Source organism: Rhizobium sp. P1_B8, from assembly GCF_056406515.1.
This window is the reverse complement of sequence record NZ_JBFTZZ010000037.1, coordinates 64,121-89,188: the sequence shown is the minus strand read 5'-3', so window position 1 is coordinate 89,188 and position 25,068 is coordinate 64,121. Positions and strand designations below refer to the sequence as shown.

At 61.0% G+C, this 25,068-nt stretch carries 24 protein-coding genes; 5 read left to right on the top strand and 19 right to left on the bottom strand.

Going from position 1 to position 25,068, the window contains the following annotated elements; genetic code table 11:
* The first annotated feature begins 103 nt into the window (after nucleotides 1-103).
* Complete coding sequence (locus tag AC1D2N_RS31315) at nucleotides 104-700, top strand: TetR/AcrR family transcriptional regulator (RefSeq protein WP_028732321.1); 597 nt, start codon at nucleotides 104-106, stop codon at nucleotides 698-700.
* 140 nt (nucleotides 701-840) lie between these two features.
* Here the strand turns inward: AC1D2N_RS31315 and AC1D2N_RS31310 are convergent, their stop codons facing one another.
* The 10 genes from AC1D2N_RS31310 to AC1D2N_RS31265 form a co-directional block, all read right to left on the bottom strand.
* Nucleotides 841-1,764, bottom strand: a complete 924-nt coding sequence (locus tag AC1D2N_RS31310) for a fatty acid desaturase (protein ID WP_130654060.1) — start codon at nucleotides 1,762-1,764, stop codon at nucleotides 841-843.
* Nucleotides 1,765-1,893: 129 nt separating this feature from the next.
* Complete coding sequence (locus AC1D2N_RS31305; RefSeq protein ID WP_130654061.1) at nucleotides 1,894-2,490, bottom strand: 2-hydroxychromene-2-carboxylate isomerase; 597 nt, start codon at nucleotides 2,488-2,490, stop codon at nucleotides 1,894-1,896.
* A 55-nt stretch (nucleotides 2,491-2,545) separates the two neighbouring features.
* A complete protein-coding gene (locus tag AC1D2N_RS31300) occupies nucleotides 2,546-3,583 on the bottom strand; it encodes an LLM class flavin-dependent oxidoreductase (RefSeq protein ID WP_130654062.1) in 1,038 nt (345 codons plus the stop codon).
* Nucleotides 3,584-3,590: 7 nt separating this feature from the next.
* Complete coding sequence (locus AC1D2N_RS31295; RefSeq protein WP_130654063.1) at nucleotides 3,591-4,526, bottom strand: ABC transporter substrate-binding protein; 936 nt, start codon at nucleotides 4,524-4,526, stop codon at nucleotides 3,591-3,593.
* A 68-nt stretch (nucleotides 4,527-4,594) separates the two neighbouring features.
* Nucleotides 4,595-5,539, bottom strand: a complete 945-nt coding sequence (locus AC1D2N_RS31290; protein WP_130654064.1) for an ABC transporter substrate-binding protein — start codon at nucleotides 5,537-5,539, stop codon at nucleotides 4,595-4,597.
* A gap of 92 nt (nucleotides 5,540-5,631) precedes the next feature.
* The gene (locus tag AC1D2N_RS31285) at nucleotides 5,632-7,407 is read right to left on the bottom strand and encodes an amino acid ABC transporter permease/ATP-binding protein (protein ID WP_130654065.1); all 1,776 of its coding nucleotides are present in this window, start codon (nucleotides 7,405-7,407) and stop codon (nucleotides 5,632-5,634) included.
* Between the two features lie 37 nt (nucleotides 7,408-7,444).
* Nucleotides 7,445-8,002 carry a GNAT family N-acetyltransferase gene (locus AC1D2N_RS31280; RefSeq protein WP_130654066.1) on the bottom strand — a complete coding sequence of 186 codons (558 nt, stop codon included), beginning with the start codon at nucleotides 8,000-8,002 and terminating at the stop codon, nucleotides 7,445-7,447.
* Nucleotides 7,999-9,135 (bottom strand): M20 aminoacylase family protein, encoded by a 1,137-nt coding sequence (locus AC1D2N_RS31275; RefSeq protein WP_477982670.1) that lies wholly within the window; start codon nucleotides 9,133-9,135, stop codon nucleotides 7,999-8,001. The genes AC1D2N_RS31280 and AC1D2N_RS31275 overlap by 4 nt, the downstream gene beginning before the upstream one ends.
* A complete protein-coding gene (locus AC1D2N_RS31270) occupies nucleotides 9,101-10,450 on the bottom strand; it encodes an LLM class flavin-dependent oxidoreductase (protein ID WP_130654068.1) in 1,350 nt (449 codons plus the stop codon). The genes AC1D2N_RS31275 and AC1D2N_RS31270 overlap by 35 nt, the downstream gene beginning before the upstream one ends.
* Nucleotides 10,451-10,474: 24 nt before the next feature.
* A complete protein-coding gene (locus tag AC1D2N_RS31265; RefSeq protein WP_130654069.1) occupies nucleotides 10,475-11,467 on the bottom strand; it encodes an LLM class flavin-dependent oxidoreductase in 993 nt (330 codons plus the stop codon).
* Between the two features lie 220 nt (nucleotides 11,468-11,687).
* Between AC1D2N_RS31265 and AC1D2N_RS31260 the strand changes: the two genes are divergently transcribed.
* Both AC1D2N_RS31260 and AC1D2N_RS31255 read left to right on the top strand, forming a co-directional pair.
* Entirely contained in the window at nucleotides 11,688-11,969 is a 282-nt protein-coding gene (locus AC1D2N_RS31260; RefSeq protein ID WP_003591561.1) for a type II toxin-antitoxin system Phd/YefM family antitoxin, read from the top strand.
* A complete protein-coding gene (locus AC1D2N_RS31255; protein WP_028732312.1) occupies nucleotides 11,969-12,295 on the top strand; it encodes a type II toxin-antitoxin system RelE/ParE family toxin in 327 nt (108 codons plus the stop codon). Before AC1D2N_RS31260 ends, AC1D2N_RS31255 begins: the two co-directional genes overlap by 1 nt.
* 82 nt (nucleotides 12,296-12,377) lie before the next feature.
* Here AC1D2N_RS31255 and AC1D2N_RS31250 read toward each other — a convergent pair whose 3' ends face one another.
* Nucleotides 12,378-13,289 carry an alpha/beta hydrolase gene (locus tag AC1D2N_RS31250; protein WP_130654070.1) on the bottom strand — a complete coding sequence of 304 codons (912 nt, stop codon included), beginning with the start codon at nucleotides 13,287-13,289 and terminating at the stop codon, nucleotides 12,378-12,380.
* A gap of 475 nt (nucleotides 13,290-13,764) precedes the next feature.
* Nucleotides 13,765-15,528, bottom strand: coding sequence for an adenylate/guanylate cyclase domain-containing protein (locus AC1D2N_RS31245; RefSeq protein ID WP_130654071.1), 1,764 nt, complete (start codon nucleotides 15,526-15,528; stop codon nucleotides 13,765-13,767).
* Nucleotides 15,529-15,753: 225 nt separating this feature from the next.
* On the opposite strand from AC1D2N_RS31245, the gene AC1D2N_RS31240 reads away from it, so the two are divergent.
* Nucleotides 15,754-16,986: a protein-L-isoaspartate(D-aspartate) O-methyltransferase gene (locus AC1D2N_RS31240; protein WP_130654072.1), complete on the top strand. Its 1,233-nt coding sequence runs from the start codon at nucleotides 15,754-15,756 to the stop codon at nucleotides 16,984-16,986.
* Between the two features lie 10 nt (nucleotides 16,987-16,996).
* Nucleotides 16,997-17,449 carry a DUF421 domain-containing protein gene (locus tag AC1D2N_RS31235; RefSeq protein WP_047620416.1) on the top strand — a complete coding sequence of 151 codons (453 nt, stop codon included), beginning with the start codon at nucleotides 16,997-16,999 and terminating at the stop codon, nucleotides 17,447-17,449.
* 82 nt (nucleotides 17,450-17,531) lie between these two features.
* Here AC1D2N_RS31235 and AC1D2N_RS31230 read toward each other — a convergent pair whose 3' ends face one another.
* The 7 genes from AC1D2N_RS31230 to AC1D2N_RS31200 form a co-directional block, all read right to left on the bottom strand.
* Entirely contained in the window at nucleotides 17,532-18,296 is a 765-nt protein-coding gene (locus AC1D2N_RS31230; RefSeq protein WP_003549481.1) for a FadR/GntR family transcriptional regulator, read from the bottom strand.
* Between the two features lie 24 nt (nucleotides 18,297-18,320).
* Nucleotides 18,321-19,385, bottom strand: a complete 1,065-nt coding sequence (locus AC1D2N_RS31225) for a four-carbon acid sugar kinase family protein (protein WP_115157797.1) — start codon at nucleotides 19,383-19,385, stop codon at nucleotides 18,321-18,323.
* Nucleotides 19,382-20,374 (bottom strand): ABC transporter ATP-binding protein, encoded by a 993-nt coding sequence (locus tag AC1D2N_RS31220; RefSeq protein ID WP_130654233.1) that lies wholly within the window; start codon nucleotides 20,372-20,374, stop codon nucleotides 19,382-19,384. The genes AC1D2N_RS31225 and AC1D2N_RS31220 overlap by 4 nt, the downstream gene beginning before the upstream one ends.
* On the bottom strand, nucleotides 20,374-21,381 hold the full coding sequence (locus tag AC1D2N_RS31215; protein ID WP_018246675.1) for an ABC transporter ATP-binding protein: 1,008 nt from the start codon (nucleotides 21,379-21,381) through the stop codon (nucleotides 20,374-20,376). The genes AC1D2N_RS31220 and AC1D2N_RS31215 overlap by 1 nt, the downstream gene beginning before the upstream one ends.
* Entirely contained in the window at nucleotides 21,378-22,334 is a 957-nt protein-coding gene (locus AC1D2N_RS31210) for an ABC transporter permease (RefSeq protein WP_018246674.1), read from the bottom strand. The genes AC1D2N_RS31215 and AC1D2N_RS31210 overlap by 4 nt, the downstream gene beginning before the upstream one ends.
* A 2-nt stretch (nucleotides 22,335-22,336) precedes the next feature.
* On the bottom strand, nucleotides 22,337-23,293 hold the full coding sequence (locus tag AC1D2N_RS31205) for an ABC transporter permease (protein WP_130654073.1): 957 nt from the start codon (nucleotides 23,291-23,293) through the stop codon (nucleotides 22,337-22,339).
* A gap of 130 nt (nucleotides 23,294-23,423) precedes the next feature.
* Nucleotides 23,424-25,058, bottom strand: coding sequence for an ABC transporter substrate-binding protein (locus AC1D2N_RS31200; RefSeq protein WP_018446139.1), 1,635 nt, complete (start codon nucleotides 25,056-25,058; stop codon nucleotides 23,424-23,426).
* Nucleotides 25,059-25,068: the final 10 nt, after the last annotated feature.

Here is a 25,068-nt window from a genome sequence, read left to right as displayed (position 1 = left end):
TGTTTTCTCCCTCGCTACAGACCTGTCTGTACCCAATAAAACATACAGGTCTGTAGCGTGTCAATCCGTTTGCTGTTATGCTGGCGACATTGGAGGTACACGAATGTCGAAAAGCGCAACGAACTCCCGTGCCTCTGGCGGCAACGAGGTGCGGGATAGGATTCTCGAGACGGCGTCGGAACTCTTTTACCGGCGCGGCGTGCGTGCTGTCGGTGTCGATCTTGTGGTCGAAAAATCCGGCGTCGCCAAAACCAGCCTCTACCGCCATTTCGGCACGAAGGACGACCTCATCGCGGCCTTCCTCAAGCGCGAAGACCTGGACTTCTGGAGCACCTGGGATCGCGTGACGGAACAGCATTCGGACGATGCCGAGGCCATGCTCGATGCACATTTTGAGTGGATCGGCGAACGGGTCGGGCGGGAAAACTACCGAGGCTGTCCGCAGATCAACACCGCAGCCGAATTTCCCGAAGCGGATCACCCTGCCCGCAAGGTCGCCGAAGCCCACATGCGCGAGATGCGGCGGCGTCTGAAGACCATCGCCGAGGGGCTTGCGGTTGCCGCGCCCGATCGGCTCGCCGGTCAACTCGCGGTTCTGATCAACGGCGCCTTTGTCAGCATGCAGCTCTTTGAGCCCGGCGAGGCCACCGGTTTGCTCCGCGATGCAGCGCACGCCCTGATCGCCGCCAGCCGTAGCTGATCACACTGGACATCCGCTGAAAGTACAAATTGCAGAGCTGTGAAATGGGCAACAGGAAGCCGCAAGACAGGGCGACTGAGCAGCCCCCAAATCCCGGCTTTTCAAACATTATAGTGCCGGGTCCGGCTCAGTTAGAAATTTTAGAAATGATGAGGATGCGTCGGATCGTCGTGCGGCTTCAGGAAAAACCGGCGCGCAATATCCCAATAGCCATTATAGACAAGCCCGCCATTCGACCGGACAAGCGTTTCGCGGTTTTTGCGATAGACCGCCGGAAGGCGATACCAGGAGATGCCCGGCCGGCGGTGATGGAGAACGTGCAAATTGTTGTAGAGAAACAGCAAGCCGAAGAGATGGCTGTTTTCGACGATGGCGGTGCGTTCCTCATGGCTTTCGGCATATCTGTGCTCAGCATAGGATCTGAGCCGCGTCATCGCAGCACTCGTATAGACGAAACCGAGATAAAGCCAAAGCGGCATGCCGCAGACGACGGTCGCCCAGAAAAGAACGGCGGCGACACCGATGCCGTGCACACCCCATATCCGCCGTCGTCCCGGTTCGTTCGCCCGTACTAGCTGCCCTTCCTGTCCAAGGAAACTCAAAAGCATCACCGCAGGGCCGATGGTCAAACGGCCGAACAGGGTGGTATTCCACCGCGCCAGCGACCTGCCGGTCGCGCCGAGCTGGTCCCAGGTTGCCTTGGTAAAATAGGAGGATTCCGGATCTTCGATCGGATCGGTCAGATATTCGTCGCGATGATGCTCCAGATGGCTTTCCCTATAGATCGGATAAGGCAGCCACAGCGACAGCGGTATCGACCCGATCGCGTCGTTTATCCTTTGGTTTCCCGTTGGATGGCCGTGAATGACTTCGTGCTGAAGGGATCCCTGCCAGGCAATCAGCCAGCCTCCGGCGATCACGGCCATGATCAGCGGCAATGATTGCCACCACCAGGTGAGCGCAAGAAATCCGCCATGGATGACGAGTGCGAGAATGACGGTCGGCCATTCCGTCGAACGCGACGGAAGAATGGTTCCGGCGGCCTGCGAAGTCCTGTCGAGCATGCGTGTGATTTTTCCCCATCAACCACACCAATCTATCGCAGGGCATCAGCGATAGAGAATAATGCCTATCTATTTTATAGACTTATTTGAAAAAATCCGTCTCAATCCGATCGGATTGCTTGCTCGAGTCTAAGGCTTGTCGCCGCGAAGATGGCGTTCAAGGAAGGGCAAATTGTCCTGTCCCCAATAGATCTCGCCATCATAGACATAGGTGGGAAAGCCGAAGACGCCGCTGTCGCGCGCATGCACGCGGTCTGCCGACCATTTGTTCTGGACATCGTCGTCGGCTTGTCGCCGGAGGAGTGTTGCGCCGTCGAAACCCGCTGATGTCACGATCGCCTGGCGCACGTCGGGCTTGCCGATATCCCTCGCCTCGCTCCAGAAGGCATGCTGCAGGGCGCGAGCAACGCCGATCCAATCCTGTCCGTCGAGATAGGCCGCAATCACGAAGAGGGACGCCGGCGTCGGATCGCTCAAATCCGGGCGATGTTCGAGCCGCAGTTCCTTGCCGCGCACGCGCGCCCAGCGCTTGAGGTCCCGCGTCCAGTAAGCGCGCCGGATCTCCGGGCGATTGCGCGAAAAGATACCGCCATTTTCCTCGACCACCGTCGTCAAATAGGGCGTGATGACGACGTCGTTCTTTGCCGCAAGTTCGGCGAAGACGTCGAAGCCGATGTAGGACCAGGGCGAGCCGATAGAAAAGAAGTACTCTACTGATTTGGTCACTGATGCATGTTCCCTGCGAGGTGATTGTTCTGGCATCGAATGGTCGACGGCATTTTCAGGAAGCGGATCTAACTTCGGATTGGGCTTTCCATCCGAGTTCCGGTGCGATCAGCGTCACGAAGTCGTGGAGAATCTGTCGATACTCCTCGTGCTCGAACTCGTAAGGGAGCTCCAGCCTCAACTCGCCGACCTCAGGCAAGATCGGATCGGCAAAAAGCTGCGCCAATATCTCGTCCGAGGTGCCGACGACATCACGGGCGAACAGGGTGCGCCGCTCGCCCTGCGGTGAAAGGGTTCGCTCATGACGGCCATCGGCATAGTCTCGATACCGGCGCCGCGTTGCGGCATCGGCGCTATCGAAAGGCACGATGACGCGGCCCAGCGCGACCCGGCGCTGCGTGCCGGCGGCGCGATAGGTGTGGATCAGCCGCGATTGCGCGGTGAAGAAATCATCGGTCCCGTCGCCCGTTATCACATTGCCGGTCAACAGGTTGAAGCCATTGCGGCCGGCCCATTCGGCCGAGCGCTGCGACCCGCCGCCATACCAGATCCGGTCGATCAGGCCCTTGGCATAGGGCTGCAGCCGTGGCCGCTGCGGACCGAAGGGCGTCTTGATCAAGGTCTGCTCGTCGCCGAGATAAGTGCCACGCAGATTGTCGGCAAAGCGCAGCACGCGATCATGCGAGAAATCGTAACCCGTCCAGTCGCCGTCGAAGACAAGCGGAGCGATCAGCTCGGCGTGCAGCGGCCGGCCGGCGCTGACGCCGATATTCAGCCGCCCGCGCGACAGAACATCGACGGTGGCGAGATCTTCGGCCAGCCGGTAAGGGCTCTCGTAACCGATCGGGATGACCGCGGTTCCAAGCTCGATCCGGCTGGTTCGCTGCGTCGCCGCCGCCAGGAAGGCGCTCGCGGAAGAGATTCCAGGCTCCAGGTGCCGCTGCCGGACCCAGGCACTGTCGAAGCCCAGATCTTCGCCATATTGCAGCTGCTCAAGCGTCTGCTCCAAGCCCGACAAAGGATCGCCGGCGGGATAATTGCCGGGTGTGAGGAAGCCGATATGGCTGATGGATATGTTGCCCACGCGTGCCATCCGATGATCAGTATTTCGGCAGGCCGGGCGGGTTGGTCTCGGATGCCGGCAGGGCTTCCTCGGAGAGATGCCAGTGGTCGAGTATCTTCGCGTAGGTGCCGTCCTTGATCAGACCGTTGGTGGCAATGGTGAGCGCATCGGCCAGTCCGCTTCCTTTGCGAGTGGTGATCGCGACGTCCGAGCGATCCGGCCAGCCGGCGCTCAGCGTGCCGACGCGTTTGATGTTCTTGTCGCGCGCGGCGATGAAGACGAGCTGTGCATGCGGCTGTACGATGACATCGGCCCGGCCGGAACGCAGCGCGAGAAGGCTTGCCGCCTCGTCGTCGTAATATTGCAGCTCGATCGGTTTCAGGCCCGCTGCGACATCTTCTTCGCTCCATTTCACCAGGATACGCTCCTGGTTGGTGCCGGCCCCGACAACGATCCTGAGGCCCGCCGCATCCTTGGGCTCCTTGATCGAGGTTACAGGACTGTCGGATTTTACGAAGAAACCATGCAGGCCCTGGCGGTAGGTGGAAAAATCGAATTTTTCCTTGCGCTGCTCGGTGACCCCAACATTGGAGATGACGGCATCATACTTGCCCGAGGCGAGGCCGAGCGGCCAGTCGATCCAGGCGACCGGCACGATCTCCAGTGTCAGGCCAAGGCTGTCGGTGATGGAATAGGCATAATCGGGATCTGCCCCGACCACGGTCTTGGCGTCCGTGGCATAGGTCGCAAGCGGCGGGCCGCCGGGGCTGACGGCGATGGTGAACTTGCCAGGTGTGACGAACTTGAATTCCCTGGGGATTGCGGCAATCGCCGCATCGTTCCTGGCGGCGTGAAGCCGGCCTGGCTGCTCTGGGCTGAGGTCGAAATCCTCGGCTGCATGAGCTGCGCCGAAGAAAAGGGCCGACGCCATGGCGGCGATCAGCAGGGTCCGGAATGCCGGAAAGGCAATCATCGTCTTCAATCTCCAAATTGTCAGGCAGGAATGGCCGGCAGCATTGCCGCCGGCCCAATAGGGATCGATCAGGAGCCGCTCTTCGGCAGGCCCGGTGGGTTGGTCTGGGCCTTGTCGATCGCCTCCGGACCGAGGTTCCACGTATCGAGGATCTTCCGGTAAGCACCGCTGGCGATCAAGTCGTTAACGACATCGGTCAAGGGCGCGGCCAGGCCGCTGCCCTTGCGCGTGGTGACGGCAATTTCTGCGGTGATCGGCCAACCGCCGCTGACGGTGCCGACGAGCTTGGTCTTGCCGTTGATCCCCGCCGAATAGGCCTGCGTCGCGTTCACGCTGAAGACCGTGTCTGCTCTGCCCGACTGGACGGCAAGATCCTTGACCGCATCGTCGTCATAATATTGCACCTCGATCGGCTTCAGGCCGGCGGCGACATTCTCACGATCCCATTCCAGCAGGATCTTCTCCTGGTTCGTGCCGGCATCGGTGATGACCTTCAGACCGGCAATATCTTTCGGCTGCTTGATCGAGGTGATCGAGCTGTCGGACTTGACGTAGAAGCCAAGCTCGTCCTTGCGATAGGTCGAGAAATCGAATTTCTCCTTGCGCTCTTCCGTGACCGTCACGTTGGAGATCACCGCGTCGAACTTTCCAGAGGTCAGCCCCAGGGGCCAATCGGCCCAGGCGACGGAAACGAGCTCGAGCTTCAGGCCCAGGCTGTCGGCAATCGCCTGCGCCAGGTCGACGTCGTAACCGATAACCGTCTTGGAATCGGAGGCATAATCATGCAGCGGAAGATTGCCGCTCGAGCTGATGCCGACGGTGAAGATGCCACTTTCGACGAACTTGAAGTCCTTGACTTCGGCAATGCGCTTCTCGTTCTTTTCCACCCGCAGCCGGTTGGGCTGCTCGGGGCTGAGATCGAACTTCTGCTGCGCCTGAGCGGAACCGAAACCGATCGCGGCAATGGTGACGGCTCCCGCTATCAGAAGCCTTGCCCTATCTGTAAATGTCATGCCCCTTCTCCATTTCATCTTTAGGTTGTGGTTATTGTTATTCGGCCGGAGCAGCCCGTCGCGGCCCGGCATTTCGCCAGCGCTATCAGGCGCTAGAGAACCTTGGCGAGGAATTCCCGCGTACGGGGATGTTCCGCTTGTGCGAAGATGCGGGCCGGCGGGCCAGCCTCCAGGATGCGGCCGCTTTCCATGAAGACGACCGTGTCGGCGACTTCGCGGGCAAAACCGACCTCATGGGTGACGATGACAAGCGTCGTGCCGGTGCGGGCAAGTTCCTGGATGACGTCGAGCACTTCGCCGACGAGCTCGGGATCGAGCGCCGAGGTCGGCTCGTCGAAGAGCAGCACCTTCGGGCGGAGCGCCAGTGCGCGGGCGATCGCCACACGCTGCTGCTGGCCGCCGGAAAGCTGGCGCGGATAGGCATTGATCTTGTCGTAGAGGCCGATGCGTGCCAGCAGCTCCTGCGCCAGCTGCACGGCGTCCCCACGGCCGATGCCGCGAACCTGGATCGGTGCCTCGATGAGGTTTTCGAGCACGGTCAGATGCGGGAAGAGATTGAAGCTCTGGAAGACCATGCCGATATCGGCGCGGCGTGTGAGGATATCCTTCTCCTTGAGCTCGTAGAGCGTATCGCCCTTCCTGCTGTAGCCAACGAAATCGCCGTCCACCGAGATGAACCCCTCATCGACACGTTCCAGGTGGTTGATGGCGCGCAGAAGCGTCGACTTGCCCGAACCGGACGGACCGAGGATGGCGGTCACGCTGCCGGCGGGAAGGCTGAGCTCGACATCATCGAGCACTTTCAGCGAGCCGAAGCTTTTGGAAATGCCGTGAATGCGCACCGCGCCTCCTGCGGCCCGCAGCGTCGCCGCATCCCGGAAACCGATCTTGCGCACGGTGTCGGTCGCCGTATCGAGGACAGGCAGCGGACGGCGGAAACGCTCGAAAAATGCCTGGAAGGGCAACGGCGTCGGATTGCGCACGGCGCCTTTGGAGAAGTAGCGTTCGATATAGCGCTGAGCGATCGACAGCACCGTCATGATGATCAGATACCAGACGGTCGCGACCATCAGCAGCGGAATGACTTCGAGATTGCGGCGGTAGATCACCTGGACCGTATAGAAGAGCTCCGGCAGCGCCAGCACGTAGACCATGGAGGTGCTCTTCGCCAGTCCGATGAGTTCGTTGAAGCCGGTCGGCAGGATCGAGCGCATGGCCTGCGGCAGCACGATGCGGAAGGCCTGGCGGCGGCGCGGCAGGCCGAGTGCTGCGGCGGCCTCCAACTGTCCGTGATCCACCGAGAGAATACCGCCGCGCACGATCTCGGCGAAGAAGGCCGATTGGTTGAGCGTCAGGCCGAGAAAGGCGGCGGCAAACGGCGTCAGCAGTTGCACGGTGGGATAGTCGAGGAAGACTGTATCGGTGAAGGGAATGCCGATCTTGATCGTCTCATAGAGGTAGCCGAGATTGTTCAATATCAGCAGCAGCACGATGACCGGGATTGAGCGCAGCAGCCAGATATAGCCCCAGGAGAGACTGGAGAGAAGCGGCGACTTGGAAACGCGGGCAAGCGCCAGGGCCGTTCCGAGGATGGAGCCGGATATGGCGGCAAGCACGGTCAAAAGCAGCGTCCTGCCGAGACCGACGAGGACTGGTTCGGCAAAGAACCATTCAGCAAAGACGCTCCAACCCCAGCGCGGATTGGTGAAGATGGAATAGAGCACGGCGACGATGACGATGGCAGCAAAGATCGTGCCTGCCAGGCGGCCCGGATGGCGCGCCGGCACGATGCGGTAACGGGAATGATCCTTCGATTCTGCCGTCCTGCTGCCGGCGTCGATGCCGGCGAAATCCGTCGTCAGTGCCATTGTGCTTCCCTTTTATGATTGTCGGTCTTTGCCGTTTTCAGAAATTTGCACCGGCCACGCGCAGGCGTGGTTCGGCATCTTCGTGAGCAGGTTCAGCGAGATGAGTGATGTCCTTCTCGAAGGGCAGGCTCCTGTAGATCTCGGGATCGGCGGATGTGTCGAAGAGAGCGGTGTAGCCGTAGTTCAGATAGAGGCCGACGGCCTCGGGCTGGCGAAAGCCGGTCGTCAGATAGATGCGGGAATAGCCCTGGCGAGCGGCCTGGGCCTCCAGCTCCACCAGCACCTTGCGGGCAAGGCCCTGACGGCGCAGATCGGAGCGCGTCCAGATGCGTTTGAACTCGGCCGTGCGGTCGTCATAGTTCTTGAAGGCACCACCGCCGATGGTTTCACCATCACGGATCAACAGGAGAAAATTGCCCTGAGGCGGCGCAAAAGCCTCAGGAGGATAACGGTTGAGCTCGGCCGCAGCACCTTCGGCATTGAAATAGTTGCCGTAACGGCTGTCGTATTCGTAGATCAATTCATCGATCAGCGGCTTGGCGCGCGGGTCGAGAGGGCTAGTATACAGAAACGTATCGCTCATATCGTTCATCACCCGTTGTCATCAGTGAGGAAGGTTTCGGCGAGCCGCACCCAGTAGCGGGCGGCGGGCGCGATGATCGCGTCGTTGAAATTGTAGTGGGCGCTGTGGAGAGGAGCGCTGTCGCCATTCCCGACGAAGAGATAGCTGCCGGGATTTGCCTGCAGCATGAAGGCAAAATCCTCGCTTGCGGTTCTCGGCCGGAAATCCTTCTCGACCGCCGCGGGGCCGAGTGCGTCGTAGGCGACGTCGCGGGCAAAGGCCGTCTCCGCAGCATGGTTGATCAGCGCCGGAAAGCCGAGGCGGTAATTCACATCCGCCTCGGCGCCGAAGCTTTCGGCTTGGGCGCGTGCAAGTGCCGGAATGCGCTCTCGCAACAGCTGGCGGACCGTCTCGCTGAAGGCCCGCATGGTGAGCTTCATCTCCACACTTTCGGGGATGACGTTTGAGGCGGAGCCGGCATGGATCGAGCCGACGGTCGCGACCGCCATATCCTGCGGGTCGACATTGCGCGAGACGACGCTCTGCAGGGCGGTGATAAAGGAGGCCGAGGCGAGCACCGGATCGACGGCGCGGTGCGGTTCGGCGCCGTGGCCGCCCTTGCCGATGATCTTGATCACCGCCTGATCGACCGAGGCCATGGCGGGGCCGCTAACGAAGCCGAATTGTCCCGCGGGAACACCCGGCCAGTTGTGCAGCCCGAAGACCGCATCGACAGGAAACCGTTCGAACAGGCCTTCCGAGATCATCTTGCGGGCGCCGGCGCCGATTTCCTCAGCGGGCTGGAAAATCAGCCGCAACGTGCCGCTGATATTGCCGCTTTCGGCGAGATAACGCGCGGCAGCGAGCAGGATCGACGTATGCCCGTCATGGCCGCAGGCATGCATGACGCCGGGGTTGCTGCTGGCATAGGCAAGACCAGTTGCCTCCTCGATCGGCAGCGCGTCCATGTCGGCGCGGATGCCGATCCGCTTTTTCCCCTCGCCGCGCCTGAGGGTGGCGACGATGCCGGTTCCGGCAATGCCCGTCGCCACCTCATAGCCCCAGGAGGAAAGGCGGGATGCCACAAGCTTGCTGGTCCTGAGCTCCTGGAACGCAAGGTTCGGCGGCGCCTCAGGCGCCGACAGCCTTTCCGCGCTCGATCTGATCTGCGCCCGCCGTGTAGCGGCTTTCACGGAAGGGCAGACCGAGATGGTCGCGCAGCGTCTCGCCCTTCAGGACGGGATCGAAATAGCCGCGCTCCGTGAGGATCGGCAGAACATATCTCGAGAAATCGTCGAAGCCCTCGGCGATGACAGGGAAACCGAGGATGAAGCCATCGGCAGCGCCATGGTCCACCCAGCGGATGATTTCGTCGGCGATATGCTCCGCCGTGCCGATGAAGGGCGTGCGCGGCGTTGCGGAATCAAGCGCGACCTGGCGGAGCGTCAGGCCTTTCTCCCGCGCCGTCTTCTTGATGCGGTCGGTGGTGGCGCGGAAATTGTTCCTGCCGATATCGCCGAGTTCGGGGAATGGCGCGTCGAGCGGATAGACGCTGAAATCATGATGATCGAAGAAGCGGCCAAGATAGAGCAGTGCCTCCTCTGTCGTGACGAGGTTGCGGATCGCCTGATACTTGGCTTCCGCCTCGTCCTGCGTCGCACCGACGATCGGCCCGATACCAGGATAGATGCCGACTTCCGCGGCACTGCGGCCATGGGCAATCACGCTGCCCTTGAGCTGTCGGTAGAAAGCCTGTGCATCCTCGAACGGCCCACCATTGGTGAAAACCGCATCGGCATGTTTGCCGGCGAGCCTGATGCCGGAATCCGAGGCGCCGGCCTGGAAAACGACAGGTTGGCCCTGCTTGGAACGGCCGATGTTGAGCGGCCCCTCGACTCGGAAGAAACGGCCCTTGTGGTTGAGGCGATGCATCTTCGTCTTGTCGACAAAGACGCCGGTCTCACGGTTGCGGACGAAGGCGTCGTCGTCCCAGGAATCCCACAGGCCCTTGATCGCATCGATATAATCCTCGGCGATCTCGTAGCGCAGTTCGTGCTCGGGATGTTCGCGGCTGTAATTGCGGCCCGACCCCTCAAGCGGCGAGGTTACCGCATTCCATCCTGCCCGGCCGCCGCTGATGAGATCGATCGAGGCGAACTGGCGGGCAATGGTGAAGGGATCGCTATAAGAGGTCGAGACCGTGCCGACGAGGCCGATCTTCGAGGTCGAGGCAGCGAGCGCCGAGAGAATGGCGATCGGCTCAAACCGGTTGAGGAAATGCGGGATGGACTGCTCGTTGATGTAGAGCCCGTCCGCAACGAAGGCGAAAGCGATGCCGGCCGCCTCCGCCTTGCGCGCCGTCTTGACGAAGAAATCGAAATTGACGCTGGCATCCGCCGGTCCGCTTGGGTGTTTCCAGGCATTCATCTGACCGCCGGGACCTTGCAGCATGATGCCGAACGTGACGTGTTTTTGAGCCATGGGATCAATCCTCCTTGGAAACGATCAGGCGACGAGGGAAAGCCGCTCTTTGGCGAGAAGCTCGATGGAAGCCAGGCGCTCGGCAACCGAAAGCGCCGGCGTGTCCAGCACGAACTCCTTGACCCCATAGCGGCGGTGAAGTTCGTCCAGCTCCTTGCGGATCTGCTCCGCCGTGCCATGCAGCACGCTCGGCACCCTCTCCTCGATGCGGTAATCGGTGACGCCGGCCTGGCGGGCAAATTCGGCCGCCTGCTCCTCGCTGCCGACATTGACGGTCTGGCCGTTCGGCAGGAACACCTTGACGATGCGCAGATTGCCGACGCGCTCGCGGGCATAGTCCTCGCTTTCGGCGGCAAAGGCGGCGAGCGCCAGGATCGGGCGCTTGCCGCCGGATGCCCGCTCATAGGCCTCGAAGGTCCTGCGCAGATTGTCAGGATCGCCGTTCAGGTGACCGGCGAAAACGAGTTCCCAGCCCTTCTCGGCAGCGAGTTCGGCGCTTTCGACGCTGGCGCCGAGCAGGAAACGCTCAGGCGCAGTCGGCGGGAAAGGCGTTGCCTGCGCGCCGTCGTAATTCGGGTCGGCGGCGAGATAGATGTTGAGATCGGAAAGCTGGCTCGCGAAATCCGGCTTCCTGGCCGGATCGACGGCAAGCTGCAGGGCGCGCGTCGAAAGAGGAAAACCGCCCGGCGCCTTGCCGACACCGAGATCGACGCGGCCGGGTGCAAGCGATGCCAGAAGATTGAAGGTCTCGGCAACCTTATAGGCGCTGTAGTGCTGCAGCATGACGCCGCCGGAACCGATGCGGATCCTCGAGGTCCTGGCGAGAAGATAGGCGATCAGCGCCTCCGGCGCGGAGCTCGCCAGATTGGACATGTTATGATGCTCGGCGACCCAGAAACGGTGATAACCGAGTTCCTCGGCCCGAGCGGCAATCTTTACCGTCGCCCGCAGCGCATCCGCGGCCGTCAGCCCCTGTTCGATCGGGCTTTTGTCGAGAAGACTGAGGAAGTAGGTCATGGCACCACGATCCGATCCCTGGTTGCAAAGTGTAGTCTATAAAATCAGTAGACAAACTTCATTATAAGAAATGACATTCTCTTTCGAACGCGTTGAGTGAAAAAAGCGGCCGCACCCAAGATGGAAAATCGGATGCTGGGAATGTGTCTCCCAGCCACCGAAAGGCTTCTTTCAATCGACCACTTGATGGTCTATATTCTGGTCGAAAGGGAGTAGCCGCATGAAGCTGTCAGAACAGGTCAAGCCGATCAGCTATCTCAAGGCGCATGCGCCCGAGATCATCCGGACATTGAAGGATAATCCGCAGCCGGTCGTCATTACCCTTCACGGGGAGGCGAAAGCCATCCTTCAGGACGTCGGCCAATATGAAGAAACCCAGGAGACACTGGCGCTCCTGAAGGTACTGGCGCTCACCAACCGGCAAGTCGAGGAGGGTAAACTGCGCCCTGCTGCGGAATCCTTTGCGCGCATCCGCAAACGTCTGGCGGACAGCCAATCCTGATGCCATATCGTGTTCTTTTCGCCGAGGATGCGGAACGCGACATCGAAGATCTCTATCGCTTTATCGCCGGTCGCGACGGCGCCGAGACGGCAGAGCGCATTCTGACGGACATCGAGAGCGCCTGCGCCGAGCTTGAAGAATTCCCCGCCCGCGGAAATATTCCGAAGGAATTGGCGGGGATCGGAATTTCCGAATATCGGGAACTGCACCATAAGCCGTGGCGCATGATCTTTCGCATCATGGGCACTGATGTCGTCGTCTACTGCGTGGTAGATGGACGGCGCGACATGCAGAGTTTTCTGGAGCGAAGGCTCATCCGCGCTTAGCCACACGCTGCCCACAAGGAGGCTGAACACTGTCCAACCTTCCGTCCGGCCGGCGCATTTGGCCGCAGAAGCGCCATCAGCATCAAGCCGATCGCGAATTCTCCGTTTTCGCTTCCCTGCCGGTCAAACCCTGGACGGCGAACGCAATGCTCACCGCGCGATTCACGGCCGCCGCAAGAACGGACATGTGGGTCTCGCCGGCATAAACCTCGAATTCAGCACGCAATCCGTCGGCGGCCCCGTCTAGTCGCTCCGCCATCTCTCGCGCCAGGAGGACGGTCCGCTCGATCTTCCTCTTCTCCAGACGTGCCGCCGCATCCTCGTTCCGGTACTGGAAGGGTGCCAGCTCATCGCCTTCGTGTTCCCCGGCAGACAAATGCAGGAAGGGTGCATTTCCGGGTATGACTTGACGGCGCGCCTCATTCTTGAGGATTTCACTGTTCTCCCAATAGATGGTCGGGCTGGCCGCAATCCAATTGGCAAACAGACCTGGATGCTCGAACAGGCCATAGAGAGTAAAGAGGCCGCCGAAGGAATGTCCGAAGAGCGATCGGCGCGTCGGATCCAGGATCACCATCTCTGCAATCCGCTGTATAAGCTCGTTCTCGATGAAATCGAGCAGCTTACCAGTCCCGCCGATGACAACCGGCGGACCGCCCTCAACGAAGGGCGGATAGGATTTGACCGGCGGAGGCCCCAGGTCCCAAGACCGGCGGAGCGGATCATAGGGCTCGTCGCACGGGTAGCCGATCGCCGCGATCACCCCCCAGCCGACATTCGTTCCCGTGGGATAAGGTGCCTGCGTGACCAAGCTGGCAACCGCGAAGGGGAAAGTGGCGTTGCCGTCGGTCATAACGAGAAGCGGCCATCCTTTCGCCGGCGGTCTCTCTGCCGGAATGGAAAGGAATATGCGATAGGGCTCGCCGCCCGCGGCAGGAGCCAGATCGAAAAAACACGTTCCGGGCATCGAATAGACGCTGGTAGGATTAGTCATGAGCATGTTTTCTGATGTTTGAAGAAAGGGATAGGGAAGGGAAACTGATGTCGGTGTGGTTCATGGGCGGGTTTCAGAGCTTTCCAGGTCGGTGCAACTCTTGCTGATATCCTGACTTTCACGAAAGCGCATCATGGCGATCACGGTTCACGTTTACACAGGCTGATCTAACCTAGTTCCAGGCATGATTTGAAGACCCGAGGCTATCGCGCGGCGGTCCCGCTGTTCGATGGCCGGCCGCGACATTCAACGCGGGGTGCGATATTCCAACTTTGCAGAAACAGGACATTTCGACTTTGCGGCCACAAAGTTGCGGCTACAGAAAGATAAGGCGGAGCTTAAGGCATTGTAACATAATAGATATTTTGGTTCCATAATATGCATTGATGCCACTTTGCTGCGTCGCCAAGGCAGGCTCCATTTTCAACCGTAAGCAATACTTCTCTCTCGAGTTCAATTTTTCGGAGAGCAGACTTCAATCGCCAGACTTGCGCATCCCGGCCATGCGCATGCCCTCGATTAGCACTTCGATTCTGTGCGGGTCGATGGCATGTTGGCCACGACGGATGCGTGCGAGGTTGACGCCGGGCGAAATGCTCTCAAGCGCAGCAAGGTGCTTGCGCGCTTCATCCATGTGTCCGAGGTAAGCATTGGCGGCGATCAGCATCCAATGATTGGCGTCGTACCCTGAATTGACCGCTTGCGAGCGCATCGCCCAATCCAGTGCCTCCTCGTAGCGCCCTTCGGCCATACGGATATGCGCCATGCCGGTCAACTGCCAATGCGTCCCGAGTTCATTCGGGTTGAGCCGCAGCGCCCGTTGCAGATAGTCAGCGGCCTCGCCGAGATCGCCACCCAACAGCGCTCCGACGCCCGCTTGTTGCAGGACCATCGCGTTGTTGGGATTTTCCGAGATCGCCCGCCGCAGCAAGGCAATCCCAGTGTGATAGTCGCCCCCCATGTGGATCAGTACGAAGGCGCCATAGCTCAGCACCATCGCGTCGTCGCGGGCAATCGCCAGTGCCGCCCGGGCCACCGCTAGCGCACGTTCCGCATCGGCGTTCGACGCTCCGGGAAACTGCATGGCTACCCGCAACAGATAGGCTTGACCGGTCATCGCCAGGGCGGGTGCGAAGCCCGGATCGAGGGCAATCGACCGCTCCAGCAGCACGATCGCACGCGCATTGGCATCGGGCCGCGAGACAAACACATCCGGCAATGCCTGTAGATAGAGATCGTATGCATCAAGGCTCTCGGGCCGCTCACGACGTGAGCGCTCGATTTCGGCTCGCTGGATTTTTGGTTCGACCACCGCGACCACGCTTTCCGTGATCCGATCCTGTACGTCGAACACGTCCTCGAAGGCCCCGTCGAACTTGTCCGCCCATATGTGCGCTCCTGAAATTCCATCCACCAATTGTGCGCTGATGCGCAGCCGGTTGCCGGCTCGCCGGCCGCTTCCTTCAAGGACGTAGCGAACACCCAGTTCCTTGGCTATCTGTCGCACGTCGACGGCATGGCCTTCGTATACGAAGCTCGAATTGCGGGCGATCACCGCGAACGACTTGAAACGGCTGAGGGCCGTGATGATGTCCTCGACGATACCGTCGACGAAGTATTCCTGTTCGGGGTCACCGCTCATGTTTTCAAACGGCAGGACGGCGAGCGACGGAAACATCCCGTGGGCGACAGGTGGGATCGCTGGCGCGGGCGCAGTGTTCAGAGCATAAGCGCGCACCGGCCGAGCGATGTTCTTGAGTGTTTTCTCTCCCAAGTCGCGAAACCGCACGGTCACCCGGTCCCGCACGTCGTCGAACACCTTGCCCGAGATGCAAACTCCGCCTGGCTCGGCCAGTGCTTCCAGCCGCGTGGCGATGTTGACGCCGTCGCCATAGATATCGCTGCCATCCCCGATGACGTCGCCCAGATTGATGCCGATGCGCAGCACGATGCGGCGGTTCTCGGGCATTGGCTCGTTGGCCTGCGCCATCTTGTTCTGCAGTTCGATCGCCGCGGTGACGGCGTTCACCGCACTGGCGAACTCCACGAGCACCCCGTCGCCCATCACCTTGACGATGCGCCCGCCATGTTCACGCACCGTGGGGTTGAGAATCTCAGTCCGAAGCTGCCTCAGTGCCGCCAGCGTTCCATTCTCGTCGGCACCCATCAGCCGCGAGTATCCGACGACATCGGCGACAGCGATGGCGGCAAGTCGGCGTTGGACGGGCAATTCAGCCATCTACGGTGACATCGCTTCAATATTTGTTTCCGCTAATGTTATTCTTGATGCCGGGAGAAGTCCAATAAAGCGCCGCTTATTCCGGCATTGAAGGTCATGAACTCGTGGAGGACGTCTTTGCTGAAAACCTGCGCCTCTCAGGAACTCCCCGGTCGCCCATTTGTTTTACATTCTGCACCACCCGGAAGTTTTCCAAGGTGCAGTCGGCGACAGTGGAACTGATCCATGGACATGACGCGCATCCGAGATCGCATGGTGGAGCACCACGTTACGCGTCGTGGCATTCGCGATCCAAGTGTGACCGAAGCGATGCGCACGGTGCCGCGCGAAAAATTCGTTCCTCCGGGCTCCGAGGAATTCGCCTATGAGGATGCGCCCCTGTCGATCGGCGAAGGCCAGACAATCTCGCAGCCGTTTATCGTGGCTTTGATGCTCGAAAAGGCCAAACTGGATGCCGGCGACACGGTGCTCGAGGTCGGAACAGGTTCCGGCTACGCTTCAGCCCTTCTGAGCCGGATAGCCAGGCATGTCTACTCCATCGAGCGCCATGAAATACTGGCGCTCGAGGCCAAGGAACGGTTCGAGAAACTGGGATACCGCAACATTGACGTTCGCGTGGGCGATGGCAGCAGGGGCTGGGCGGAAGCCGCCCCCTTCGATGCCATTATTGTTTCTGCGAGCGCACCAGAGGTGCCAACCGCCTTGAAGGAACAACTGGGGCTCGGAGGGCGGCTCATCATTCCGGTCGGCCGCGGCGATGGGCAGCGCCTGAAACGCCTCACGCGCGCCGGCGCCACCGCATTCGAGGAAGAAGATCTCGGCGGGGTGCTCTTCGTTCCCTTGATCGGCGAAGACGCCTGGACTGCTACCCATCCGATGTATACGGCCACGGCCCCCTCATTGCCGAAAACGGTTGCCTCCGAGCGAAGCTCTCCGCAAGACGCACAGGGCGGCGGCATGGGAAAGATAGACAAATTGCCCGCGCTGCCGGAAGGCGTGCTCGATCATAGCGAATTTCAGCAAAGGTTCTGGGCTGTTCAACGTATTTCCTGGATCGTGTTCACGCTTCTTCTGGTGTCCTGCTTGTTGGGTCTGCTTGGAAGAGGCGGTCCGTTTTCGCGGCAAACACTCATACTGCCCGAAGGATCCGTGGATTTTCCCGTCATCTCCCGATGGAATGCTCCCGAGGATATGACGGTGACCTTCACGCCGTCGTCCGAAGACAGGATCTTCACGATAGATCCCGCCTTTCTTCAAACCTTTTCGATCCAGGGCGTCGACCCGCCCCAAAAAGCGACCTTCGCGCGCGCGGGCCGGATAGGCTACGTGTTCCCCGCCGACCCGGCAGGGCCGACGCAGATCGTCTTCCGTCTGCAAACGCAACTCCCCGGCCCTCTTCGCGCCACCATTGGCATGGGCGGAGAGACCCGCACCCAATCCACTTTCATCTTTCCATGAGGACAGCACGGTGGACGCGGTATTACGCGGACTGGCAATCTATTTCACCTTGCTCGTGATCATCCGCTTGTCGGGAAGACGGACATTGGCCCAGATGACACCGTTCGATCTGGTGATCGTGCTGGTGATCTCCGAAACCACCCAGCAGGCGATGCTAGGCGATGACTTCTCGATCACCAACGCCGTCATCTTGATCCTCACACTGTTTACGACCGACATCGGCCTGTCTTACGTGAAGAGGTGGTGGCCTCGCGCAGCTCATATCATCGATGGCGTTCCAACCATTCTGGTGACGGATGGCGTCTACGACGAACGCGCACTCAGAGGCGCCCGGCTGCAGAAGGAAGACGTCATGCAAGCGGCTCGAAGCCAGGAAGGCATCGAGAGCGTGGGGGAGATAAAATTTGCGATCCTCGAAGTAAGCGGCAACATCAGCATCATCAAGAAGCAGAAATCCGGCTGACAATCGACGACGAAGGAGACATCCCGAGTTAAGGGCATGAACTCTCTACCATTTTTGAGTTGATAGCCGCTGGGGATGCGCGTCAGAAGGATAGGTCGAGCACCCTGCCCTCGAACAGACGGTCCCGGGAGCCTTCGAGATGCGCCTTCATCAGTCTTTGTGCATCGTCAGGCCGGCCATCGGCGATCGCCTTGTAGATGGCGTTGTGCTCTTCGTAGACCTGTTCCAACCCTTGGCGAGGGCCGAGCAAAGAGAGGCCGTGGAGATGCATGCCAACGGCGATATGGGCCTTCAGCGCATCGATCGAGGCCGTGTAATAATGATTGTTGGCAGCCTCCGTCACCGCGCGGTGGAAGAGAAAATCGGCGTCGGTGCGATGAAGCTGGTGGCTGGTCGCCTCACGCAGATCCGCAAGCGCGCTGGCGATCTTCTGAATGGCCTGCTCATTGCGGCGTTTTGCGGCAAAATAGGCCGCCGCCGGCTCGATCGTCAGGCGGAACTCGTAGCAGCGCTGGATGTCGGCGATCGTCTTGACCGGTGAATAGGCAAGCTGCGTCGTCGGCGATCCATGCGCACTGACGAAGGTGCCGGCGCCCTGCCGGGCATAGACCATGCCCTGATCGCGCAGGCGCGCCAGCGCATCGCGGACGATCGGCCGCGACACACCCAGCATCGAGGCAAGCTCATGCTCGCCGGGAAGGCGGGAATCCGGCGGATAATTTCCGCCGCGGATACGCTCGAGCAACTGGTCGAAGACGCGATCGACCAGCTTGACGGCCTTGCCGCGTTCGGGCTTGCCCGGTGGGCCGGCTTCCGCGTTCAAAGATTCGCCATTCACTTCAGCCACGTCATTCTCCCCGGCGGTATCTTACTATGCCGCCCGATTCCAAAGAACCAGTCTTAGCAAACTATCGGGATTGCCGAAGCCCCCCGACTTCACGGCGCACCGAAAATGCCGCCCGTCGGCTGCCGTGACTTCGAACCACGGCACGCCAGCTTCGATTTCGCCCTTCGGCACCAGCACCCTGACATCAAGCGCCTGGAAAACGGCAAGCGCTGTATCGCCGCCTCCAACCATCAGCATGTCAGGCCTGGTATCGTCGATGGCCGTTTTGACGCCAGCCGCAAAATGGCGGGCGACAAGTGCCGGATCGGTTGCCATATCGCCGGTGCAGCGCAGCAACGCCGGCAGCGCCATGCCCTCCCCGCCTTCGACCTGCCCCATCGGCGCGTCAACCACCATACGCAGAACGCCCGAGGCTTCGAGCCGGTCCATCTGGGTAGCGGTAATCGGGTCGCGCGAGCCAAAGGCGAACAGGGTACGCCGGGTCGCCGCAAACTCCGGCACCGATTGCCGCCCCGTCTCGCCGAGTTGACGGGCAAGTGCGGAACCCAGACCCCGTGCGCCGACCGCAAGCGTCAGCCGCCAGTCATGATCGGCAACGATCTGGTCGAGATCACTATCGTCCTCCGCATCGGCAACGGCAACATTGCCCGCACGGCCCTCGAACAGATCGGCGATCGGCAGTGGCTTGTCGACGCCGCGGCCGACGACACAGCCTCTACAGGTCACACGCTCCTGATCGGGAATGGCGGGCGCCACGAGGATAGTCTCCATGCCGAGCGCATCGGCCAGCGCCAGGCTTTCCGCCGCGACATTGCCCTTCAGCCGGGAGTCGATCTTCTTCATCACGACCGCGGGCTTCACGCCACGAAGTGCCGCGGTCGCGAAGCGGACCCTCTCGGCAGCTTCCGGTTCGCCGAGCGCGCGAGAGGCGGTATTGATAACAACAACGTCACAGCCTGTGGCGATCGCATCCTCTGCGGCCTCGACATCGACGGCGACCGCAACCGAAAGGCCGGCTTCGACGAAGGGCGTTCCGGTATCGAGCGCACCCGTCAGATCATCGGCGACGATAACGGCCTTCAGCGTCATGCGGTCTGTCCGGTGTTGACGGCGTGACAGGCGACGAGGTGGCCGGGCTTCGCCTCCTTCCACGCGGGAATGACCTTGCTGCAGACATCCATGGCGATTGGGCAGCGCGTGTGGAAACGGCAGCCCGACGGCGGGTTCAGCGGGCTCGGCACGTCACCCTGCAGGATCTGGCGCTGACGTGTGCGCTCATGCTCGGGATCGGTCTCCGGAACGGCCGACAGCAGCGCCCTGGTATAGGGATGCAGCGGATTGTCGAAGAGTTCCTCGCGGGTGGCAAGTTCGGCGAGCCGCCCGAGATACATGACGCCGACGCGGGTGCTGATGTGGCGCACGACGGCGAGATCATGGGCGATGAAGAGATAGGTCAGCCCGTATTTGTCCTGCAGATCGAGCAGCAAGTTGATGATCTGGGCCTGGATCGACACGTCGAGCGCCGAAATCGCCTCGTCGCAGACGATGAATTTCGGCTGGCAGGCGAGCGCGCGGGCAATGACGACGCGCTGGCGCTGTCCGCCGGAAAGCTCGTGGGGGTAACGCTGGGCAAACCGCGTGGACAGGCCGACATCGGTGAGCAGCGTCGCCACCCTCTCCTTCAGTTCCGCCTTGGTGCAAAGCTTGTGGAAGAGGATCGGCTCGCCGATCGCCTCGCCCACCGTCATGCGCGGATTGAGTGTCGAATACGGGTCCTGGAAGACGATTTGGAGGTCACGGCGGAAGGGCCGCATCTGTTTTTCATCGAGCGTCGCGAGATCCTGGCCCTTGTAGACGACCTTGCCGCTGGTCGCCTTGTAGAGGTTGAGAATGGTGAAACCGGTCGTCGACTTGCCGCAGCCGGATTCGCCGACCAGGCTCAGCGTCTCGCCTTCCATGATGTCGAGATTGACATTGTCGAGCGCATAGACGGTCGCCGAACGCTCACCGAAGGCGCCGAGCTTGACGTGGAAATGCTTGACCAAGTTTTCGACCTTGAGCAGCGGTTGAGCACCCATCATGCGGCCTCCTGCATTCTCTGGACGACGAAACAGGCAGCGCGGTGATTGCTGCTGCCGCTCAGCGGTTCGAGCTGCGGCACCTTTTCGTGGCAGATGTTTTCGGCAAGCGGGCAGCGCGGCGCAAACGGACAGCCCTTCGGCCGGCGGCCAGGCTCCGGCGGCGTACCGCCGATCGAGCTCAGCCGGCTTGCCGGCGGGTCCGAGAGCTTCGGGATCGAGGACAGCAGGCCGCGCGTATAGGGATGGCTCGGGCGGGCATAGAGCTCGTCGACCGGCGCATCTTCGACCACCGTGCCGGCATAAAGCACGGCGACGCGATCGACGAGGCCGGCGATCAGCGCCAGGTCATGGGTGATCCAGACGACCGACATGCCGAGCTTGGTCCTGAGATCCTTCACCAGATCGACGATCTGCGCCTGAATGGTGACGTCGAGCGCCGTCGTCGGCTCGTCGGCAATCAAAAGCTTCGGATTGCAGGCAAGGCCGATTGCGATCATCACGCGCTGGCGCATGCCGCCGGAAAGTTCGTGTGGATAGGCCTGCAGGCGCTCTTCCGGGCCAGGAATACCGACAAGGCGCAGAAGCTCAACCGCACGTCTGCGGGCCTCCGCCTTTTTCATTCCGCGGTGATAGATCAGCGGCTCGCAGATTTGGTCACCGACGCGCATCACCGGATTGAGCGAGGTCATCGGATCCTGGAAGACGAAGCCGATCTCGCCGCCGCGCACCTTGCGCAGCTCTCTATTCGACATCGTCTGCAGGTCGCGGCCGTCGAATGTGGCCGATCCCTTGGTGACTTTGATCTTGTTTGGCAGGAGCCGCATCAGGCTCAGCATCGTCAGGCTCTTGCCGCAGCCGGACTCACCGACGACGCCAAGGGTCTCGCCCCTGTCGACATGGAGATCGATGCCGTCGACGACGATGGCGGGGCCGTTGCGGCCATCGATTTCGACTGTGAGGCCCCTGACATCGAGCAGGCGGTTGGTGTTTTTCGTGTCCATCATTTGCTGCCCCGCGGATTGAGCGCGTCGTTGAGACCGTCGCCAAGGAAGCTGAAGGCAACCGAGGCAAGGCCGAGCACGGCCGCCGGAGCGGCGAGAAGGTGGGGATAGTGTTGCCAAACACGCAGGCCGTCTGAGATCATGTTGCCCCAGCTCGGCGTCGGCGGATTGACCCCGACGCCAAGGAAGCTGAAAGCACTTTCCAGCACCATCGCCGTACCGAGACCGGCGCTGACCGAGACGATCAAGGGCCCCAGCGCGTTCGGAATGACATAACGCTTGATGATGATCCAGTTCGACAGGCCGAGCGCCTGGGCCGCTGTGATATAGGGCCGGCTGCGGATCGACAGCACCTGGGCGCGGACGAGACGGGCGTAAGGCGGCCAGGAGATCAGCGCCATCGACCCGAAGACGAGAATGAAATCCACCCACATAGTTTCGCGGTAGAAGGGATTGAGGGTCGCGAGGTAACGCGCCTCCATCCATTTGCTGATTGGTGACTTCAACGACGCGTTGATGACGACGACGAGCAGCAGGTTGGGAACCGACATCGTCACGTCGGTCAGCCACATGATGGCGCGATCGAACGGATTGCCGAAGAAACCGGCGACGGCACCGAGCACGAGACCGATCAGCACGGCAAAGACGGTGACGATGACGGCGACGAGGAAAGCGGTGCGCGTGCCGAAGACCACACGGCTGAAGACGTCGCGGCCGAGATCGTCGGTTCCGAAGAGGTGGCTCATCGACGGCAGGACGTTGCGGGCGTTGAGATCCTGGCTCAGATAATCATAAGGCGTGAGGTAAGGCCCGAAGATCGCTGTGAAGGCGAGGATCACGACGACGACAAGGCCGAAGATGGCGAGCCGGTTGCGCTTCAACCGATACCAGGCGTCGCGCCACAGGCTGACCGGTTCTTCGACGGTTTCGATGGTGGAAAGAGGGATGGCGGACATGGTCAGCGGCTCCTTCTTGAATCATTGGCGCGTGGATCGAGCAGCGGATAGAGCACATCCACCAGGAGGTTCGAGACCATCACCAGGAACGATCCGATCAGCGTGATCGCCAGAATGACGGGATAATCGGAATTGATCAGCGCCTGCACTGTCAACCGACCGAGGCCCGGCAGGCCGAAGACGAGTTCGACGAAGATTGCGCCGTTGACGATGGTGATCATGATCAGGCCGAGCTGCGTGACGACGGGCGTCAGCACCGGCCGCAGGATATGGCGCAACGCCACGATGATCTCGGGCACGCCCTTGGCGCGGGCGGTCCGGACGAAATCCTCCGACAGCACCTCGATGACGGCGGCACGCGTCTGGCGAACGATCAACGCGATCGGCTGGAAGGAAAGGACGAGCAGCGGCAGCAGGATACGGACATCGAGGATGCCGCCCCAGCCGTAGGGCACGCTCGCACCCGGCAGCAGCACGATGAGGCCGACCATCAGCAGCGGACCGGCGACATAGGCCGGGATCGCCCAGAGGAAGAGTGCGGAGCCTAAAATGGCATAGTCGATGCGCGAATTCTGGTTCAGCGCGGCGATCATGCCGAGCGGGATCGCGACGACGGCGGTCAGGATGATGGAACAGAGGGCAAGCTGGAAGGAGACGGGTGCGGCAGCCGAGACCATAGCCCAGACGGAACGGCCCGATGTCAGCGAGCTGCCGAATTGGCCGTGCAGCAGGTTCCAGATGTAAAGGCCGAACTGGACGATGAAGGGTTTGTTGAGGCCGGCACTTTCGCGAATGGCTTCGATGCGCTGCGGATTATAGGCAACGTCGCCCGGCGCGCGCAGGAAGATCAGCTTGATCGGATCGCCGGCGCCATAGAAGGCCAGCGCGTAAACCGCCAGCATCACCACGAGAACGGACGGAATCCAGATGGCAAATCGGGTTAGCACGTAGCGCAGCAAGGCCACCTCCCACCTGTTGTTCGATGCGTTCCCGCTGTTGGCTGCGATCGCATCTCTTCTTCTTGAAACTTGCGCGAAGGCCTTGCGGCCTTCGCGCGGTTTATTGCCGACAGGGACGGTTTCCGACCGATCAACCGATGGAAATGTTCCAGGGTTCGACGACCTGCCAGTCAAGGTTCTTTTCCAGGCCCTTAACGTCCTTGGTGGCCCAGCGCGACATCGCCTGAGAATACCATGGAATGAACGCCCAATCCTCGCGGAACGCCTTCTGAGCTTCCTGCGCGAGAGCGATTCGCTGCGGATCATCCGCAGCCTTGGTCGTCGCTTCGGCAAGGGCACTGTCGACCTTGTCGTTCTTGTATCCGCCGAGCTTGTTCTGCGCGTTCGACGAGGTCGAGGCGATGCTGCCTGCCAGATAGGAGACGGCATCCGGCACGCGTGTGCCGACGTCGTCGCGGAAGATCTGGACCGAGTTCTGATCCGGACCGGCATAGGAGTCCTGCTGCGGCTTCATGTCGACGGCGGTGATGCCGAGATTCTGGCGCCACTGCTCGGCAATGAACTGAGCGGCAGCCTGAATGGCCGGCCCCGAGATGCCGACGAAGAGGATCTTCGGCAGGCGCTCCGGACCGCCATAGGTCGATTCCGCAAGCAGCTTCTTGGCAGCCTCCGGATCATAGGGATAGGGCTCGAAGCCGGAATTCTCCGCACCCGGGACCGAGTTGAGGATCTGGTCCGCCTTCTTATGCGGCCCGTCGGGATAGGAAGCCTTGAACAGGCCATCGCGATCGACAGCCATGATCAGAGCCTGGCGAACCTTCGGATCGTCCATCGGCGCACGAGAGATGTTGAACCAGAAGTGCTGGCTGGTCGGGATCAGCGGGCCGGCGGAAAATTCCGGGCCGAGATCCTGGATAATGGTCGAGGTGATCAGTTCGGTATGGGCGTTGAACTCGCCCGACTTGATGAGCGAGGTCGCGGTGACATTGTCCTCGATCGAGGTGATATCAATACGGGCAAGCTTTGGCTTCGGTCCGAAGAAGTTCTCATTCGGCTCGAAAGAAAGCTTGCCGGCATCGATATCGAGGCTCGTCAACTTGAAGGGTCCGGAGAAGACCGGCTTACTGTCAGGCTTGTACCAGTCGATGATCTCCTCGCCGTCGCTGCCGCGCGACTGGGACGCCTTGGTGATCGGCGCGATGTGGTTTGCAAGGCGCATGAAGAAGATCGGGTCTGCAGCAGCCAGCGTCACGACGACCGTTCCCTCGTCGGGTGTCGCGACACCTGTGAGCTCGTTGCCGGAGCCGGCGGCGATTTCGGCGTAACCCTTGACCCTGCTCAGCACCTGGTCGGCGCGCTGGTTCTTGGTGTTCGGCATCGAGGAGACTTCCCACGACCCCTTGACATCGGCCGAGGTGATCTTGCTGCCGTCGGAGAAGACAGCCTTCGGGTCGAGCTTGAAGGTCCAGACAGTGTTGTCGGCCGATTCCCAGCTGGTGAAGACGTAGGGCTTAATATTGCCTTGGCTGTCGAAATACATCGGCGATGCCCACCAGATCGAATTCCAGCGGAACGTCCTGCCGCCGCCGCGCAGCGGCGACCAGTCCTGGTCGAAGGCCGGATTTGCGACCTTCAGGACCTGGCCTTCATCGGCCATAACGATGCGGGCATTCATCCCGAATACGGTGAGGCCGACGCCGGCTGCAAGGCCGAGCTTCAGCGCGTTACGACGTGATATATTGGTTTTATCCGATTGATCAGACATGGCATTCCTC

What these genes read in the sequence shown, in the direction of transcription:
- AC1D2N_RS31315 (WP_028732321.1), top strand. Translation starts at nt 104, where the DNA reads ATGTCGAAAAGCGCAACGAACTCCCGTGCCTCTGGCGGCAACGAGGTG.
- AC1D2N_RS31310 (WP_130654060.1), bottom strand. Translation starts at nt 1,764, where the DNA reads ATGCTCGACAGGACTTCGCAGGCCGCCGGAACCATTCTTCCGTCGCGT.
- AC1D2N_RS31300 (WP_130654062.1), bottom strand. Translation starts at nt 3,583, where the DNA reads ATGGCACGCGTGGGCAACATATCCATCAGCCATATCGGCTTCCTCACA.
- AC1D2N_RS31295 (WP_130654063.1), bottom strand. Translation starts at nt 4,526, where the DNA reads ATGATTGCCTTTCCGGCATTCCGGACCCTGCTGATCGCCGCCATGGCG.
- AC1D2N_RS31290 (WP_130654064.1), bottom strand. Translation starts at nt 5,539, where the DNA reads ATGACATTTACAGATAGGGCAAGGCTTCTGATAGCGGGAGCCGTCACC.
- AC1D2N_RS31285 (WP_130654065.1), bottom strand. Translation starts at nt 7,407, where the DNA reads ATGGCACTGACGACGGATTTCGCCGGCATCGACGCCGGCAGCAGGACG.
- AC1D2N_RS31270 (WP_130654068.1), bottom strand. Translation starts at nt 10,450, where the DNA reads ATGGCTCAAAAACACGTCACGTTCGGCATCATGCTGCAAGGTCCCGGC.
- AC1D2N_RS31265 (WP_130654069.1), bottom strand. Translation starts at nt 11,467, where the DNA reads ATGACCTACTTCCTCAGTCTTCTCGACAAAAGCCCGATCGAACAGGGG.
- AC1D2N_RS31260 (WP_003591561.1), top strand. Translation starts at nt 11,688, where the DNA reads ATGAAGCTGTCAGAACAGGTCAAGCCGATCAGCTATCTCAAGGCGCAT.
- AC1D2N_RS31255 (WP_028732312.1), top strand. Translation starts at nt 11,969, where the DNA reads ATGCCATATCGTGTTCTTTTCGCCGAGGATGCGGAACGCGACATCGAA.
- AC1D2N_RS31250 (WP_130654070.1), bottom strand. Translation starts at nt 13,289, where the DNA reads ATGACTAATCCTACCAGCGTCTATTCGATGCCCGGAACGTGTTTTTTC.
- AC1D2N_RS31245 (WP_130654071.1), bottom strand. Translation starts at nt 15,528, where the DNA reads ATGGCTGAATTGCCCGTCCAACGCCGACTTGCCGCCATCGCTGTCGCC.
- AC1D2N_RS31240 (WP_130654072.1), top strand. Translation starts at nt 15,754, where the DNA reads ATGGACATGACGCGCATCCGAGATCGCATGGTGGAGCACCACGTTACG.
- AC1D2N_RS31225 (WP_115157797.1), bottom strand. Translation starts at nt 19,385, where the DNA reads ATGACGCTGAAGGCCGTTATCGTCGCCGATGATCTGACGGGTGCGCTC.
- AC1D2N_RS31220 (WP_130654233.1), bottom strand. Translation starts at nt 20,374, where the DNA reads ATGGGTGCTCAACCGCTGCTCAAGGTCGAAAACTTGGTCAAGCATTTC.
- AC1D2N_RS31215 (WP_018246675.1), bottom strand. Translation starts at nt 21,381, where the DNA reads ATGATGGACACGAAAAACACCAACCGCCTGCTCGATGTCAGGGGCCTC.
- AC1D2N_RS31210 (WP_018246674.1), bottom strand. Translation starts at nt 22,334, where the DNA reads ATGTCCGCCATCCCTCTTTCCACCATCGAAACCGTCGAAGAACCGGTC.
- AC1D2N_RS31200 (WP_018446139.1), bottom strand. Translation starts at nt 25,058, where the DNA reads ATGTCTGATCAATCGGATAAAACCAATATATCACGTCGTAACGCGCTG.